We start from the raw sequence: 16,961 nt of genomic DNA, 5'->3' as shown, positions 1-16,961 counted from the left end.
CCACTACGTCATTTTACTTGATCGGAAAGTCTAACTAGTTGGTCATATATAGACTAGTATCTAATGCGAATATCGTTGTGTGGTTTTTGCGGTTGCCTAGAGGGTAACATCGCGATTGCTTTATGTTGTCTAGTTATAAGTCGCTAAGAATTATTGAAATTTTAATATAAAAGGAGATTATATATGGCTTATGTCTTTGCACAGGCTCAAGACGTTATGCGCATCGCAGAGCAGGAATATGGCTCCGGGAATGCCATTAGGTTTTCGGCGTTCACCTCATGCATAGGCTTGATTGCTAGACATGGCGATCAAGTTACCGGTGTTCACTTGGTTATGTTTTCGAACGATGATAGTCCATTCGATAATAATGCCGCCAACGCAGCGGTGAACCTCCTACCCCCATACACTGAAGTAGTTGTCATTGGTCAGGCAAACATGTGGGCGGATAACCTACCAGGTCCATATAATCATTTGTTAGGCTTGCTGAACAACCCTATTGTGATTGATGTGAATGATGGCACTTACGGCGGGAGAGTGGCCGGTGGCGTTTTCCAAACTTATCAAAATGGGAACTACATCAATGTATGACGCTCGTTTCGATGAGTGCGTTTCATCAGTTTAAGGATATCTAATACACAAGTTGCATGCTCAATTTGTACTTAGTCGCATCTCATCTATACAAGGTTTTACTCAAAGTGACTCTTGAGTAGGGTGGTCATGCAACACGCTGTTTGTAACTTCTATATTCTCTTTTGCCCACCCTCGGTGGGCTTTTTTCTTGATGACACTAGATGATTCTATAATACTGTTCATATATACAGTATTGTGGTGTCGTATGAGACGGACTAAGACAGTTCAAGCTAGATTTATCGAGTACATCTGCGATTCGTGCACACACGGAGTTTATCGCGTTGACGGTGAACCAGAGGTTAGAGAGGAAAGCCCCTTCCTTAAGTCGTCAACCAAGCTATGGAAGCATGTTTGCACCAACTGTGACAGCGTCGCTTATCTAGCAGCGCCATATCCACTTATTGAGTATCGCGATAGACCATTCGTTCTTGCGAGTCGGGCAGGGGTTAAAGGGAGCCCGATATTGAAGATTGGTAGGGCTAAGTAGCGATCAGATCTGTGTCTTTGTTTCTCTCACTCCAATGTGTTATTTATTAGTCATTCCCCATGGAACGACTGCTCTTATATGACTAAACAGCTTTTCTCTGTCCTTCCGCTGCTATTTACCTTGGCGCTGTTTTCTAACCATGCTGACGCCGCTACGGTGAAAAAGAGCAAGTCTGGCATTTGTCATGATACGTATAGCTCTTACTACGGCCGCACAAAAAATTTCACTCCTTTCGATACCCTTCAAGCTTGCTTAAACAGCGGTGGCCGGTTACCCAAAAATTATTCTGGTCCAGGTGTCAAAGCAGCCGTGAGTCAGGCTACTGACGAGGCCGAGTTAGAAAACCGAGCATACAGTAAGCTTTACAATCGCGATGACTGGCCACATTGGTCTGATCATGATGGAGATTGCCAAGACACACGCGCTGAGATTTTAATTGAGCGTTCAGAGGTTCCTGTGACGTTTACCAATGACCGTGATTGCACGGTTAAGACCGGTCGTTGGATAGGGCAATTCACCGGTAAGGTATATACGCAGGCCAGTGATGTTGATATTGATCATGTTGTTGCTCTGAAGTGGGCACACGGCCATGGCGGTCAAGATTGGTCACGCAGCCAGAAAGAGCGGTTTGCGAATGATCCGGACAACTTGATTATCGTCGATGACGGGCTCAATTCTCAGAAGGGCGCAAAGGGGCCGGATGATTGGTTGCCTGAAGCGCAGCCGTATCGCTGTGATTATCTGCGGCAGTTTACGAGTGTTATAACCGAGTACGGGCTTGCTTATGTGGATGTTGAGCGAGCGAAGGTGGCTGAGTTGCGGTTGAAATGCTCTTTATAACGCCAAGCAGATAAGAATTATCCATGGAGAGGTGTCATGAAAATACTATTCAATTTGCTTAGAAACATTACTTTCTATCCAATGTTGTGGCTGAGAGGGATATTCGTGGGATTGGGGAGGCTTATAAGTGCGCTTTTCATGATAGCAGCAGCCATATCTTTTTTCTTCAAGGAAGTTGAAGCGTCTTTGACTGTCTGGATGGCTACAGCAAGCTTCGGTTTTTTATGTTTGGAATGATATACGACACGATTTTGTTAAAGCTCAATCCGACAGGGAATATGCTGATCTTAGATTGAGTTTATGTAACGCATTGCAAGCCATAAGGAAAAGATATGAGTCAGATCATCTTGGTTCGAAGCCCTGAAGAGTTAATTTCAGAAAGCCTGGCTGGATACGGGTGGGGCTGTATTGATATGTCATCTTTCAGTGAGTTTAGCGACTTGATGCAATATGTAGAGGATGAAAATATCGATATTGGTCGTCAACGGAATCAGATTTATCGATTTTTTCATGCCAAACCAGGGGACGTAGTCGTGGTTCCAATATCTAGGGCTATTGTTATCGGGGTTGTTCGAGAAGGGAAGGTTCATAAAGAAAATGGTGGATATGGCTCGAACTGCATCAACGTTGATTACTTCAAGGATGAAAATGGCGAGCCGATTAAAATCCCTCGAGCACAGCTATCAGAGCGACTGGAAAGTCGGTTAAAAATCAGAATGACTATCGCTCCGCTGAATGAATTTGCAGATGAGATTGATGAGTACGTCAGGGAGCTGAAAGACAACAAGAAAGTTTGTTTTGACAGCATTTTTCAACAGAAGAAAGATGCGCAAGTCGCTGAATTTAAGCGTGGTTTGCTGTCTAGACTGAGAAACGGTGAGACAACGCTAGAAAGTGGCGGCTATGGCTTAGAGAAGTTAGTCAAAGAGCTTATGGAGCTAGAAGGCTACTCAGCTCAGATAGCTGCCAAAAACAAGACTTCTGATATTTCCGATGTTGATATCGAGGCGAGTCGTACTGACCCTGTATCTAGCAATAGGGTCTTCATTCAAGTGAAACATCATCGTGGTGAAACTGATGGGTTAGGAATTCGTCAACTTGCCGCTATCGATGAAGATGAGCATGTTGATAAATGGCTTATCACGACGGCAGACGTAGCTGATGAGACTTTGGAGTTTGCCACAACAGCTAGCGTCTCGGTAATGGATGGCTCAAAGCTTGTCGATTGGATTTACGATAGAATTGATGAGCTATCTGTTTCCAGCAAAGAGCGGTTGGGAATAGGAGTCTTGCCCCAAATCATTGCATCTTAAGCACTTGTGTATTGTATGGAAACGGATGATCGGCTGCCTGAAGCGCAGCCGTATCGCCGTGGTTGCCAGCTGTAGTTTACTGGCATTACGACTGAGAACTGGCTTGATTATGCGAATGGGCAGAGGATATGGTAATAGGGATGCTGATATTATGGTTCTTATAAAAACGAGTATTGCATTAGATAGTATTTATGCCCATTTTAACGCTAATATATAGGTGAAAATATTGATACTAATACTCATGCTAGTATTACTTACCTCCACCAACATAGCCTTAGCCGAAGAACGGACCGCTGAGAGGGTAATGGAGATAGCTACACGCAATCTAGAAACTCATCCTAAAGACTTTATTCAGCTGTGTGACGAAAAAAGTAGCGTTGAATGGTGCAATGGCTTTTTTTCTGCAACTATTCTATCCCTACAAGCTAAAGGGATAGAGTTGTGCATCCCAAGAAATAAAGCAGGGCGATACATTTTTGACGGCGTATGGACTATAACAAAGGCTTGGCTATACCGGCAAAACACTACGAATAAAGTGACTTTTTTCAATGCTATAGAGCGCTCCCTATCTGACAAGTCACTTTGTAAGAAGAAACAATACTTTCCGATAACTGAATCTCATTCATAAAACAATGCTACATGATTTTCACAGTTCATAATGATTGCGTTCTAGGATAGTATTTTGGGTTTTAGGATTATCAAGTATTTATTGTAACTCTTATGCGTGGAAGCATACAAATAATCGGAGAAGTAATGCAGTTAGACGAGTACATAAAAGAGACTTTGGTACAGATAGCAAAAGGGGTTAGAAACGCTGCTGAGGAGGTGAAAAGCTATGGTGGAAGAGTTAATCCAGCTCAAGAAAAAAATGAATATGGTGTAGGAGGGTATGATAACAACCTGACGGTGAGGGCAATTGAAGAAAGACCTGAAAGGCAGATGGTTAAATTTGATATTGGCCTCAAGGTTTCTGAAAAATCAGGAAAGGGAGCAGGTGCAAAAGCTAGCGTGTCTGTGCTGTCTTTCTCGGGAGGGGTCAATAGTTCTGACGAGGCTCATTCGGCTCATCGAGTACAATTTGATATTCCGATAGACCTTCCATCTCAATTCTCTGAGTAGCTTAGTAGTATGAGAGATGTGAATTTATGTCATTAATATACTATATAATGGTTGCATTATTCCGTTGGGACTTGAAATGGATTTTCAGACTAAAAGCAATGTGGGGCATTACTAGGTTATCGTTAGTTATTGCAATGACTTTAACGCTGATAATCGATGGGTATTACCTCTATGAAAGAGCTAACAGTATTTATCTCGTCAGCGCTCAGTTAGATCGTCAGGAATCCTGTAGTCGTATAATTAAAGAAGATCCTAGTTATATTCTTGATAGAGAAGCAATTAAACATGATTATGACTCTTTTGGGGCTATAAAGGATCTTACGGATAAGTTGTGTCGAAAAGCGAGAGCTGCAAGACTTTCAAGAGCCATATCAGAGGTACTAGGAGCTCACAAGTTACCAACTGATCGTGGCACAATATCGGTTAGGCTTCCCAACGGAGAGGTGATGGAGCAGATTCCAGAAAATGCCACGAAGCAACAGGTAAAAGAGATTGCTATTAAAGCGGGCCTAGCTAAAAAGACAGACTTCATAGGTTTTTACACCGAAAACTAGTGTTGGTCCGTATTCAGGACAATCCATTCCTCGCTACTTTTGTTTGTAGTATTGAGTCGTAACGACTAGTGCAGTATTATTTACCCATAATGTTGAAGCCTCGACCTTAACCCGGTCGGGGCTTTTTTTATGCTTAATCGGGACAGATTATGAACGACCTATTCGACAAAGTGACTGGGTACCTCACGTACTTCTTCAGTGCTCTTGGTATGGTGGTAGGCGGCCTATCGCTAGAGCAGTGGTACTTCCTTTCATCCATCATTATCGGCTTAGCCATGTTTATTAGTAACCAATGGCATAAGCGTGAAATGCGAAAGATTGCCCGTGAAAAAGGCATTATCCTCGAGCGAGACTAAGGATTAACTTATGCGCTTCAATAAGCTCACGAAAGCGTTGCTTGTGGGGGCTGTCGCGTTAACCGGAGGGTTTGAAGGGTACCGGCAAGTCGCTTACCAAGATAGCGGCGGCGTATGGACAGTTTGTTACGGTGAAACCCTCGGTATAGAGCAAGGCGACGAGTTCACAAAAGCCGAGTGCGATAAGATGTTTGGTCAGTCACTAGAAAAACACAACACCCCAGTCGAAGACATTCCCCAGCAACTACCCGCGAACGTCCACCTGGCATCCCTCGACATGGCTTACAACATTGGTACCGGTGCGTTTCAACGCTCAACGTTGTATCAGTACCTGCTAGCTGGCCAATATCCCGAAGCATGCATGGAAATGCCGCGGTGGCGCTACGTCACTATCAAGGGTAAGCCACGAGATTGCCGAATAGCCAAATGGAATTGCCGCGGCATCGTCACGCGAAGAGAGATTGTATCGCAGCTGTGTTTGGGTCAGCTATCTATCAACGATGCGCTAGCGCGGTTGGGGCAGTTGCCTCTCGATGAAGAGATTATCGAACGGATTAAAGCCGATGCTGATACCGAGTAAGACGACGCTTATCACCTCTGTCGCTGCTATAGCTATCGTGGGTTTTCTTTGGCTGAGCATAGACACACTGTCCGCTCGCAACGAAATGCTTACCGCAGAACTGCGCAATGCAAAAGCCACAAGCCAAGCCCGCAAGAACATCATTACGCAATACAGCTCAGAGCGCGCGTACATGACAACGCTACTCACCAAGCGCCAACAGCGCGCAAACAAAACACAGGAGAAGCTACGCAATGACATCAAAGCGATGGAAGCGTCGATGGCTGACGATGCATGTCTATCTCAGCCTTGGCCTAGCGCTGTTATTGAGCGGCTGCACGAGCCGTACTGAGACAGTCGTCGATACTCAATACATCTTACCGCCTGCCGGCCTAATTGTTCCCTGTAATAAACCTCAACTTACAGGCATCACCCCAGAAGAAACAGCCAAAGAAATCCCTTACCTGAAGTCAGCCCTGAGCCAGTGCGCAGCTCATGCTGATGAGTATCTAGAGTGGCGAAAGCAGCGAGAAGACGGGCACTGACACGAATAGTAATGAGTAATGCGCATAACAGGGCGCTCTCGCGGGAGAGAGCGCCCGATTATGTTCATCACAAGTCACATGCTGATTAAGCGAGAAGCCATGAATACAGGAGTCATTGTGTCAGTACTTGGCTGGAACGGTGAATCAGCCTACGTAGAGCTATCAAGCGGCAGCACTATCAGCATCAAAGCCTCGCATCGTCCCAAGTTAGGTGACTGGGTCGTCGAGGGAGAGTTAAGTACGGAGTTATAAGTAGTAATGGCAACGCAGGATTGGAAAGCGCTACAAGCTCAATTCGAGCATGACCATGCTAAATACGGCACTGGCGCTAAAGAGTGGTGCGAGGCAAAGGGGCTTAATTACTCGAGTGCTAGACGTTATATCAAAGTGCGCAAAACTGCGCAGAAAAAGACTGCGCACTCGCAAACTGCGCAGCCAGTGCGCAAATCAACTGCGCAAAAGAAAGCGCGCAAAAATGTTTCTAAAGACAAATCCAATAAACCATCCGCCCCCGCAAAATCCCCCGAAAAACCGCACATGGCTGAGTCTGAGCGTGATGAGGGTGGACGGTTTAAGCCTGGACACACTGTGTCAGTGGGGAATGCTGGCAATACGAACGTGCCGGTGAATGCGTTTGAGATGGGTAATCAGGCGGCAAGAAAAGGCGGCATCTATGCGCGGTACTTTCCCGAGCAGAAACAGCACATGTTCGACTTGTCGCAGATAGCAACGCTCAATGATGAGCTGATGCTAACGCGTGCGCGGTTGCAAAGTGGCATTGAGTATCTTGGGAAGATTCACTCTGACATGGAGAACGCGAGTTCGCTGGACGAGCGCATTGCGCTGTACGAGTCGTTTACGCGTGTGAATACTCAGCTGGATACGTTGACGGGTCGCATTGAATCGATGACACGCACGCTTAGCAGCCTCGGTATTGATGCAGTGAACAAAGACAAGATTATTGCTGACACAAGCCGATTGAGAAGCGCGACACGCAAATTGACTCTCGAAGCCGATCGTTTGGCCAAGGAAGGGAAGGGTGACGACACACCGATTAGTCAAATGCTTGATGACTTGCAGGACAGCGGTACAGGCGGGTTGATGTCGAAATGATAGCTGTAGCCGAAGAGCAAGAGCTGGCAGAGATTGAGCGACTACTTAGCGACAAATGGTGGCGCATGGACAATCTCTACAAAATAGAGAACGAACGCGGCGAGCTGGTCACATTTAAATTGCGTCCCGCTCAACGTTTGCTATTTGAGCTTATGCACTGGCTCAACATCATACTGAAAGCGCGTCAGCTTGGTTTCTCGACAGCCATTGATATCTACCTGCTAGACGAAGCACTTTTCAATAAGAACATGAAGTGCGGGATCATCGCCCAAGACCAGCAAGCGGCGGGCGAGATTTTCCGTACCAAGATTGAAATCCCATTCGATAACTTGCCAGCTTGGCTGAAATCTCGGTTTAAAGTCAAAAGCCGTCGCTCTGGTGCGCACGGTGGTTACATTCTTTTTGAGCACGGGTCGAGTCTGCAAGTCGCCACCTCATTCCGTTCCGGCACAGTCCAACGCTTGCACGTTTCGGAGTACGGCAAGATATGCGCGAAGTATCCGCAGAAAGCTAAGGAAGTGCGCACGGGTACGCTTAACGCGATTCATGAAGGCTGCGTGGCGTTCATCGAATCAACGGCAGAGGGTGTTGGTGGCGATTTCTATGGCATGACCATACGTGCAATTGAACTGACAAAGCTATGCCAAGCGCTCAGCCATTTAGATTGGAAATTCCATTTTTTCGCGTGGTGGCAAGATCCCAAGTATCGCAGCCCTGTTCCTGCTACTGGTGTCACGATGAGCAAAGCTCAGCGTGAGTATTTTGAAGCGGTTGAGGAAGCCATGGGCTGCACCATCGACGATGAACAGCGTCAGTGGTATGTGCTCAAAGAAGTGGAGCAAGGCGCGGAGATGAAGCAAGAGTTTCCGAGCACGCCGCTCGAAGCATTCCTTGTATCAGGTCGCCGTGTATTCAATGCCCAAGATGTGATGCGCGCTGAATCTCGATGCAAAGCGCCACTGATTGTCTATGACATGGACCCGGTTACCGGTGAACGTCATAAAGTGAGCAAACCAGAGCGCTTGGACGAACAAGGTCAGCGCAGCTTGGCGAACATGACGCTAGTTTGGGAACTGCCGGACGAGGATGAGGAGTATGCGATTGGTGTCGATATCGCAGAAGGCTTAGAGCACGGTGACCGCTCTAGCATCGACGTTGTTAAGCAATCCAATGGTGAGCAGGTATTGCACTGGTTTGGACATATCGACGTGGAATTTCTCGCAGAGCTCACTGCGCACATTGGCCGTTGGTACAACATGGCTTACATCGGCCCAGAGCGTAACAACCATGGCCACGCCTTTATCCTCAAACTTAAAGACATTTACCCGGGCTCGCGCATTTACGCAGAGCAGTACATCGATCGCGAAGATGAAGACGAAACCGTCAAACTTGGTTGGCTCACTACGCGGCACAGCAAACCGATACTCACCGAAGGCATGAAAGTGCTACTCAAAAATGGTCAGTCGGGTATGCGCTGGATTGGCACCGTCAGCGAGGCACATACGTTCGTCTATGACAAACGAGGCAGCATGAATGCACAGGAAGGCTGCTTCGATGATCAGCTTATGAGCTACATGATTGCGCAAGAAATGCGAGTACGCATGCCGAAGCGCGTGAAGAAACAAGAAACACAGCTTGAATATAGGCATTGGATGACGCGATGAAACTGAATAAGAGCTCAATTGATACTGAAACTCTGATGAGCATTATGGCTGATATAGATGGACAGCCTAACTGGCGCACCAATGCGAATAAGGCTTGCGCGTACTACGATGGCGATCAGCTTCATCCAAAAGTGGTAGCAGTCTTGCGAGAGCGGGGCCAACCGGAAACGATGCATAACTTAATTGCGCCGACAGTGGACGGTGTCTTAGGCATGGAGGCGAAGACACGCACCAACTTACTTGTCATGGCTGATGATCCGGATGATGAAACTGAGCAGTTAGCTGAAGCTATCAATGCACAGTTCTCTGACGTTTGCCGTCTTGGCCGGCTAGATAAAGCGCGCTCGGATGCTTATGCAGGCCAAATCAAGTGTGGCATTGGGTTTGTAGAGGTCTATCGAAACCCTAATGCGTTTGGTCCTCGTTATAAGATTAAGAATGTGCCGCGGGACGAAGTCCACTGGGACTGGTTATCCGTCGAGCCAGACTGGTCTGACTGTCGCTGGGTGATGCGTGAGCGCTGGATTGATGCTGATGAGCTCAAGTCATTGGTGCCAAATAAGGCGGAAATAATCGATCACGCAGTTAATGAGTGGAAGGGATTCGTTGACGTAGACAGCATTGAAGGTCACGAGGCTGGGCTAGTGTCAGCGTGGGAAGAATACCAGAGCTGGAGTCGCCGCGAAGCTGAGTATCTAAGTTCTGATCGCAAACGACTTAAGTTACAAATCGTCTATTTCCGTAAGATTGAGCGTAAGCCGATCATTCGCCTGAGCAATGGCCGCGTGATTGAGTACGACAAGAACAATACCATGCATGCCACGGCAGTGGGTATGGGGAAAGTGCAGGTCGAGATGACGCAGGTATCACGTATTATCGAAACGTGGTTTGCTGGGCCACACAAGCTGGGCGAGCGTAATTGTGATGCGCCCAACGGCATGTTCCCGATTGTGCCTTTCTTTGGTTACCGGAAAGACTCGACAAATGAACCCTACGGCCTGATTGCGCGTGCTATTCCCGCACAGGACGAAGTGAATTTCCGTCGTATCAAACTGACCTGGTTACTGCAAGCGAAGCGAATCATTGCAGACGAGGATGCGACGAACTTGAGTCGCCAACAGGTCATTGAAGAAGTAGAGCGCGCTGACGGCTATATCCCACTTAATCCCGACCGTCGCAATAAAAAGACGATAAGTGAAGCATTCAAAGTCGAGCAAGACTTCAACATTGCGAACCAACAGTTCGCAGTTATGCAAGAGTCCATGAAGCTTATTCAGGATACGATGGGGATTTATTCAGCATTCCTTGGCCAAGAAAGTAGTGCGGATTCCGGTGTGGCTATCGCTAACCTAGTGGAGCAGGGCGCAACGACACTCGCTGAGATTAACGATAATTATCGTTATAGCTGCCAGCTTGTCGGTGAGTTGATCTTGGGTTATCTCATCGAAGACATGAAGAAGCAGCGCAATAAGAAAGTGACGCTTCATAAAGAAGACAGACTCAAACGCAAAGCCATTGTGATTAACCAAGAAACCGATGATGGCGGACTCACTAACGACGTTACTAGACTACGTGCACATATCACATTAGCACCAATACAGCAGACAGCTGCGTATAAATCACAGCTTGCTGATCGCATGATGCAGCTTACTGCTCAGCTGCCTCCTCAAGTTCAGGCAGCCGTGATCGATTTGGTCGCTGAGTTATCCGATATTCCGAACAAGTCCGAGTTCATGGAGCGAGTTAGGGGGGCGCTGCAGGTACCAAAAGATCCAGAAGATATGACGGATGAAGAACAACAGGCCTATCAGCAACAGCAAGCTGAACTGCAAGAGCAGAAAGAGTTAGCGATGCGTGAGATGGTGGCTAAAGTTGCGAAGCTAGAGGGTGAGGTTGAGAAAGTTCGGGCTGCGGCTAATAAGGACACTGTAGATGCCGATAGCAAGCGATACTCGAATGCTAAGATGCAGGCAGAGACTGGTAAGATACTCAAAGAGATGGAGCGGCTCTCCCAAGAGATTAGGCAAGCGAGAGCCGGCTATGAGGCGTTACTGAGTCAACAGATTGAGTCCTTAACGCTATAACTCGTTTCTGGGAGGGTTGATCCTATTGTTTATTTCGGGCGCGTATACATAGCCATCTAGGTAATTCGAAGTGAATCCGCAACCATGTGCAATTCCGATCCAAGCTAGCGCGGGGTAGACCATGAGCAACATCAAACATTTCGCTGTATCAACTGATAGGAGGCCGGCGTTGTAATCGAAGTGAGTTGCTATGTCGATGATGGTTCGAGTACTTTCAGTAGATACAAGCCAGTTACATACTGAAACCAGTACAAAAGCAAAGCTATATTTTTCCATTTGGCGCTTTTCTTGGTTTTCAACGCTTTGCTTTGTGGCCATCTGATACGCGACTTCATTGCAATTGTTCAAAGCGTATTGAGATAGGGAAAATGGAGATAAATAATCTCTACCGTGTTTGCGAGTTGCACCAAAAGCATCAACGACCTTATAAGCACGTGTCTCGATCACAATGAATGTGATAAAGCTCATGATACTTGGTATAACAAATACCATAAAAAGACTGAAAAAACAGAGAAATACGAGTGCAGCCCCTAGTGTGAATGATGAACTAATGTAGTCCCAGCTGATACTCAACACTGATACATTCCGAGTGTAAACAAGGACAGAATCGAGTAATAATGTAAATGTTGATAAGGCAACGAAATAACGTATGTCATTAGCTCTGCTCATCACTGTTTCCATCTGTTCTAGTAGCTTTCCCATCTTGATACCTGTCCCTCTATTAGTTCTTTTAAGACTATTGTTTATCTCAATTTGTTGAGATAAATTAATCCCATATTGCCAAGGCCTCACCTGTACGGGTGGGGCTTTTTTGTTGCCGGTATAAAAAAGTTTGAGTAGGGTTCCATTTTGGCTAGGTTTTTAGGCTTTAGTGTCTGAAGGGTAACCATAAATAGGCTAGGATTGTTGCCATGTAGTTCCCGCTGCATATCTACTCCATGAGTGAGAACTGCTTCTTGTACTCCACTCACACCTAATGTTCGTTCTGGATTTCAGAGCTATCCCTAATTTTTGTGTTCGCCTCGGTTTTTACCGAGGCTTTTCTTTATTGAGATCCGTTTGAACATCGGTGGGGTAAATAGTTTATGCAACTGGTTATTTGGGCCGGTTGTTGAGTTCCTTGGTGGACAATTCCTTATTGTTTCAAACCACAATTGGCTCTGCTTATTGGAGCAACACGTTCAGCCTCGGCATTTGCCGGGGCTTTTTTGTATGTGTCGCTAAGCGCTTTCACGAGAGGGCTTAACCGCACAGACAGCGATACGTCTACACACAGGAGAGGCAAATGTTTGAAGTAACCGGTAATGAAACAGTTGAAGAGCTAGAAGCGCTAATGGAACAGTTCGATGATGCTGAGTTAGCAGACGATGACGATAGCGAATCTGAGCAACCAGCGTCTAACGCGGAACAACCAAGCGTAGATAGCGAAACACAGTCAATATCAGACAACGTCGATAAAGCGGATTCGGCACCCGCATCTGAAAAAGACGGTGGAGATACTGAAGAAGGCGAGAAACCAGAGGGTGTTGCAACTAAAGACGGTGCGCACGTTATTCCATTTGATGTGCTAGAACGTGAGCGTCGAGAGAAGCAACAACTGAAAGAGCAGATTGAAGCACTACAGAAACAGCAAAGTGAGTGGGAGCAATCTCAACGCTTGCTTGATGTGCGCAACAAGCAGCTTGAAAAGCTTGGCGTCGAGCCTGAAGACTTACCAGAAAACTTCAAAATCTCAGAGGAGCAGCTGGACACGCTGGCAGAAGACTACCCCGAAATCGGTCAAGCCATTCGAGGTCTATTCGCCAAAGTCGAAGCTGTGAGTCAGCAAACACAATCCGCACCAGAAACGAAGCCAGCCGACACCGATCCGGCATCTGAACGAGACGTCGTTGGGGAAGCCATTGCCAAACATCCCGATTTAGCAAAGTGGTCAAACGAAGGCGGCGAACAGTGGAAAAAGGCGATTGAGTTTGATGACAAGCTGCGTGCTGACCCTAACTGGGCTGAAAAGTCCATTGATGAGCGATTTGCTGAAGCAGCTCGACTGACCAAAGAGCACTATGCCGAAAGCGCAAAAGCCAAGGCAGCTAAGGCTGAAGCAGACGCAAATAATTCGCTCCCCCCATCACCGAGCGAGACTGGCTCCACGACCAGCCATAAAGGATCTATCTTGGACAAAATCGCCAACGCTGACGAGAGTGAGCTTTACGGCCTTATGTCTGAAATGACCGAAGACCAGATCGAGGAGCTTCTCTCTCAAGTTTAACGCCGTAGACGGCATCGAGCACCCGCCCATTGTGGCGGGTGTTTTTGTTTGAGGGTTTTATTAACATGACCACGATTACCAAAGCGCAAGCTAAGAAGCTGCAGGAAGTCGCGCTATTTACCGCGGCAAACCGTAATCGAAGCATGACAAACATGCTGACAGACTCTGCGCCGCAAAAAGCGCAAGGCGATAAGAAAGGAAATAAACAATCATCACCCGGTGCGCCAATTGTCACTGTGAATGACCTGACAAAAACAGCTGGCGATACCGTGGACATGCAGATTGTTCACAAGTTGTCTAAGCGCCCAACCATGGGTGATAAGCGTATCGCTGGGAACGGTGAAAGCCTTGATTTCACCAGCTTCGAGCTTTCCATTGACCAAGGCCGACATCAGGTTGATGCCGGCGGCAAGATGAGCCAGCAGCGCACCGGTCATAACTTGATGAGCACAGCGCGCACGTTGCTCGGAACCTACTTCAATGATGTTAAGGATCAGCTTGCTACGGTCCATATGGCGGGTGCACGGGGTGATTACATTCAAGATGACATCATCGTGCCGCTGAGTAATCATCCAGATTTTGGCGACATGCTGGTCAATCCCATCATGCCGCCAACTTACGATCGCCACTTTTTTGGTGGTGACGCGACAAACTTCGAGCAGATTGACCAGGCTGACGTGTTCGGCATGGAAACGGTGGACAATATCTCGTTGTTCATCGATGAAATGGCGCACCCGCTCCAGCCTATCCGTTTCAAAGATGACAAGCTGGCGGGCGATGAGCCTTTCTTTATTCTTAACGTCACGCCGCGCCAATGGCACGACTTTAAGCGTACATCCACTTATAAAGACTGGCAGCAGCTGATGGCGAACGCGATGAAACGTCGTAGCAGCTTCGATCACCAAGTGTTCCGCGGTGAGTGCGTGATGCACGGAAACATCTTAGTGCGTCAGTACAAGGGCATGCCAATTAGATTCAACCCTGGCTCAACCGTCGATGTGTCGAAAAACGACAATAAAGCGACAGTTAAGCAAGTTGAAGCCGGCACAACTATCGATCGCGCAATGCTCATCGGTGCACAAGCACTGGCTGATGCGTGGGGTAAAACCAAAAACGGCAGCCAGTTCTCAATTCATACCGAGAAAACCGACGCGGGTAACCGTGATGAGGTCACCATTGCTTGGATGAACGGCCTCAAGAAAGTGCGCTTTGCGGACAAGACTGGTCGCCTCAATGACCACGGCGTGATCGCGCTCGATACCGCGGTTTCAACCGGCTACTAATCGGGATGCGGTATAGCGCCGCACCCTTTTGCCCAATTCATTTAAGAGGTTTATCTCATGGCAACGATTAAAGCACCGAGCATGCACGACCGCATTTACGTTGGCGCGCATGGCAATGTATCAATGGCACTGACCAATGTGTCACTCAAAGCAGCCGCCATTGGCGATGTAGTGGAAATGGTTGAGCTGCCTATCGGTTTATCGCTCACCGGCTTCCGTGTTCACACAAACGGCCTTGGCGAGTCAGTCAAAATTGATATCAAATCTGGCAGCGACGTGCTTGCTGCTGACGTGGATGTGTCTGGCAAAACCGATGAAGCCTTGGTGATCCCACCTACCTACAACGAAGAAAAGCGAGTTTTGAATGTGGTGGTCAAGGGCGGTAAAGCAACGGGCACACTGCAAATCAATCCTGAGTACCGAGTGATCGGCTACTAAATCAAACCTGGGGCGCAATCGCGCCCCTTTTGTTTCTGGATAAGCAGGTACACCAATGAAAATCGCAATTGCCTATGTCGGTCCCAAAGAATTTAAGCGAGACACTATCACTGGCTCTCGCCAAGTATTTCCGCAAAACAAGCCTATCGAAGTATCAGAAGAAGTCGCCGCAGTATTGATGCGTTTTGACAAAGTGTTTGTAGAAGCGGATCAGGTTGACGATGTGCTGAAAGCGCGAGAAGAAAAAGAGCAGGTGCGCAAAGAAGCGGAGGCCAAAGCCGAAGAGGTACGCAAAGCGGCTGAAGCTGAATCATCCATGGTCGTCACCCTTGGCGGTGAAGAAATAGACTTGAACAAGCTAAATGGGGCGCAAGTTGCCACCTTGGTCGAGTCGCACGACTTAGATATTACTAAGGAGCCACAAGAGAAAGTAGACGCATTCAAAAAGCGCGTTCGTGACGCTATCCGAGCAAGCGAGGGCGAGTAATGCGCACCGTCCCCGTTGATGACTTCCTACCTGCACTGCGGCAGATTGCGCCGGCAGCTATGCCTATCACCCTCAAGAAAGCGATTGTCTACAGCGCAGGTCGCTTTTGCCGCCTGACCGGCATTATAAGAGTGGAACACACCATTGGCCCTGTTGTTGAAGGGCAGGTAACTGATGTCTTTGGGCAGTTAGGCCTAACGACATTTAATCTGACGGGTGAAGTTGATGTTGTCACAAAGGGGGAGAGGTTAGCCGTTGGCATGGACTTCAAGAGTCCCTCAATGGGAACCATTCAATTCCTCCGTGATGTTAGCAGTGATGTTCGAATTAGGGCTGCGATTGAGCCAGTTACCGATGCCACGCAGCTACCTACTCCGCTTATGGATCATTGGCTCATAGCAATATGTGAAGGCGCTGCGTCATGGCTGTATGTGTTGCCGGAGTTCTTCAATGGGGATCTGCATAGCTACCATGAGCGAGAATTCGTTGAGCATACGCGTCGTGCTAAACGCTGGTTGCTCGATAATACGTCTATGACAACTCGGCCAGTCGCACCAAGGGAGTTCTTTTAATGGCAAAGGTAATTTCGTTGATAGAGCGCGTTGCCGATGAGTTGATTGATCAACGCTATACGCGTTGGACCAAAGCCAACCATCTACACAATTTGAACGACGCCATTGCTGTTATTTTGATGTCTCGGCCAGATCTGGGAAGAGAAACGAAGAGCCAAACGGTAAAGAAAGGCCAATCGCGTGTTGATCTACCTGATGACGCCTATCGGCTATTAAACGTAAATCATGCGAATGGCTACGGCCTGCAATTTGTAGACTTATACCGGCTCAATCAGAACTATCCGTTATGGCGAACGATGATTGATGCACAGCCCACGAACTGGACCAGAAACGACAACGACAGCCTTAGCTTTTATCTTTTCCCTGTGCCGGAGCAGGATGTTGATATTGAGTATGACTATTCGAGACAGATCATCATTAAAGTAGATAGTGATCCTTTTCCACTGCCACCTATCTACGAAGCTTTGGTGTTTGATTTCATGCTTTTTCGAGCATATTCAAAAGACGGTCGCTCCGAAGCAGAAGCTGCCAAAGCAACATACCACCTCAACAATTTTCAGAACGCGTTAGCGGGTAAAACAAATACCGATAACGCGGAAACGCAGCGTATTCATAGCACTGAGCGCCGAATCTAGTCGCGGCTAGTGAAAT

Annotated in this window: 20 protein-coding genes; 19 read left to right on the top strand and 1 reads right to left on the bottom strand. The window is 47.4% G+C overall.

Annotation, left to right across the window (positions count from 1 at the left end; genetic code table 11):
• Positions 1–183: 183 nt before the first annotated feature.
• The 13 genes from N7E60_RS08970 to N7E60_RS08910 all read left to right on the top strand — a co-directional run bounded on the left by N7E60_RS08970 (position 184) and on the right by N7E60_RS08910 (position 11,264).
• On the top strand, positions 184–588 hold the full coding sequence (locus tag N7E60_RS08970; RefSeq protein ID WP_269597230.1) for a hypothetical protein: 405 nt from the start codon (positions 184–186) through the stop codon (positions 586–588).
• A gap of 607 nt (positions 589–1,195) precedes the next feature.
• Positions 1,196–1,957: an HNH endonuclease family protein gene (locus N7E60_RS08965; protein WP_269597229.1), complete on the top strand. Its 762-nt coding sequence runs from the start codon at positions 1,196–1,198 to the stop codon at positions 1,955–1,957.
• 332 nt (positions 1,958–2,289) lie between these two features.
• Complete coding sequence (locus N7E60_RS08960) at positions 2,290–3,270, top strand: restriction endonuclease (protein WP_269597228.1); 981 nt, start codon at positions 2,290–2,292, stop codon at positions 3,268–3,270.
• 753 nt (positions 3,271–4,023) lie between these two features.
• Positions 4,024–4,389: a hypothetical protein gene (locus N7E60_RS08955; protein WP_269597227.1), complete on the top strand. Its 366-nt coding sequence runs from the start codon at positions 4,024–4,026 to the stop codon at positions 4,387–4,389.
• A 26-nt stretch (positions 4,390–4,415) separates the two neighbouring features.
• Positions 4,416–4,943, top strand: coding sequence for a hypothetical protein (locus N7E60_RS08950; RefSeq protein ID WP_269597226.1), 528 nt, complete (start codon positions 4,416–4,418; stop codon positions 4,941–4,943).
• A 149-nt stretch (positions 4,944–5,092) separates the two neighbouring features.
• Positions 5,093–5,299, top strand: a complete 207-nt coding sequence (locus tag N7E60_RS08945) for an HP1 family phage holin (protein ID WP_096629013.1) — start codon at positions 5,093–5,095, stop codon at positions 5,297–5,299.
• A 10-nt stretch (positions 5,300–5,309) separates the two neighbouring features.
• Positions 5,310–5,879: a lysozyme gene (locus tag N7E60_RS08940; RefSeq protein ID WP_269597225.1), complete on the top strand. Its 570-nt coding sequence runs from the start codon at positions 5,310–5,312 to the stop codon at positions 5,877–5,879.
• Positions 5,863–6,210, top strand: coding sequence for a hypothetical protein (locus N7E60_RS08935; RefSeq protein ID WP_168174040.1), 348 nt, complete (start codon positions 5,863–5,865; stop codon positions 6,208–6,210). Before N7E60_RS08940 ends, N7E60_RS08935 begins: the two co-directional genes overlap by 17 nt.
• On the top strand, positions 6,113–6,403 hold the full coding sequence (lysC, locus tag N7E60_RS17460) for an Rz1-like lysis system protein LysC (RefSeq protein WP_456300286.1): 291 nt from the start codon (positions 6,113–6,115) through the stop codon (positions 6,401–6,403). Before N7E60_RS08935 ends, lysC begins: the two co-directional genes overlap by 98 nt.
• Positions 6,404–6,502: 99 nt before the next feature.
• Complete coding sequence (locus tag N7E60_RS08925) at positions 6,503–6,655, top strand: hypothetical protein (protein ID WP_168174039.1); 153 nt, start codon at positions 6,503–6,505, stop codon at positions 6,653–6,655.
• Positions 6,656–6,661: 6 nt separating this feature from the next.
• Complete coding sequence (locus N7E60_RS08920) at positions 6,662–7,516, top strand: hypothetical protein (protein ID WP_269597224.1); 855 nt, start codon at positions 6,662–6,664, stop codon at positions 7,514–7,516.
• Positions 7,513–9,180, top strand: coding sequence for a terminase (locus N7E60_RS08915; RefSeq protein WP_269597223.1), 1,668 nt, complete (start codon positions 7,513–7,515; stop codon positions 9,178–9,180). The genes N7E60_RS08920 and N7E60_RS08915 overlap by 4 nt, the downstream gene beginning before the upstream one ends.
• A complete protein-coding gene (locus N7E60_RS08910; protein ID WP_269597222.1) occupies positions 9,177–11,264 on the top strand; it encodes a portal protein in 2,088 nt (695 codons plus the stop codon). Before N7E60_RS08915 ends, N7E60_RS08910 begins: the two co-directional genes overlap by 4 nt.
• Here the strand turns inward: N7E60_RS08910 and N7E60_RS08905 are convergent.
• Positions 11,259–11,966, bottom strand: coding sequence for a hypothetical protein (locus tag N7E60_RS08905; RefSeq protein ID WP_096629000.1), 708 nt, complete (start codon positions 11,964–11,966; stop codon positions 11,259–11,261). The two genes, N7E60_RS08910 and N7E60_RS08905, sit on opposite strands and share 6 nt — an antisense overlap.
• Positions 11,967–12,549: 583 nt before the next feature.
• Between N7E60_RS08905 and N7E60_RS08900 the strand changes: the two genes are divergently transcribed.
• The 6 genes from N7E60_RS08900 (at position 12,550) to N7E60_RS08875 (ending at position 16,945) form a co-directional block, all read left to right on the top strand.
• Positions 12,550–13,530 (top strand): hypothetical protein, encoded by a 981-nt coding sequence (locus tag N7E60_RS08900; protein WP_269597221.1) that lies wholly within the window; start codon positions 12,550–12,552, stop codon positions 13,528–13,530.
• Between the two features lie 65 nt (positions 13,531–13,595).
• Positions 13,596–14,813, top strand: coding sequence for a phage capsid family protein (locus N7E60_RS08895; protein ID WP_269597219.1), 1,218 nt, complete (start codon positions 13,596–13,598; stop codon positions 14,811–14,813).
• A 57-nt stretch (positions 14,814–14,870) separates the two neighbouring features.
• Positions 14,871–15,251 (top strand): hypothetical protein, encoded by a 381-nt coding sequence (locus N7E60_RS08890; RefSeq protein WP_096628994.1) that lies wholly within the window; start codon positions 14,871–14,873, stop codon positions 15,249–15,251.
• 55 nt (positions 15,252–15,306) lie between these two features.
• A complete protein-coding gene (locus N7E60_RS08885; RefSeq protein WP_269597218.1) occupies positions 15,307–15,738 on the top strand; it encodes a hypothetical protein in 432 nt (143 codons plus the stop codon).
• The gene (locus N7E60_RS08880; protein ID WP_269597217.1) at positions 15,738–16,310 is read left to right on the top strand and encodes a hypothetical protein; all 573 of its coding nucleotides are present in this window, start codon (positions 15,738–15,740) and stop codon (positions 16,308–16,310) included. Before N7E60_RS08885 ends, N7E60_RS08880 begins: the two co-directional genes overlap by 1 nt.
• The gene (locus N7E60_RS08875; protein WP_269597216.1) at positions 16,310–16,945 is read left to right on the top strand and encodes a phage adaptor protein; all 636 of its coding nucleotides are present in this window, start codon (positions 16,310–16,312) and stop codon (positions 16,943–16,945) included. Before N7E60_RS08880 ends, N7E60_RS08875 begins: the two co-directional genes overlap by 1 nt.
• The last annotated feature ends 16 nt before the right edge of the window (positions 16,946–16,961 follow it).

Source organism: Salinivibrio proteolyticus (assembly GCF_027286365.1).
Classification (GTDB): Bacteria; Pseudomonadota; Gammaproteobacteria; order Enterobacterales; family Vibrionaceae; genus Salinivibrio; species Salinivibrio proteolyticus.
This window is presented reverse-complemented; position numbering and strand designations above follow the sequence as displayed.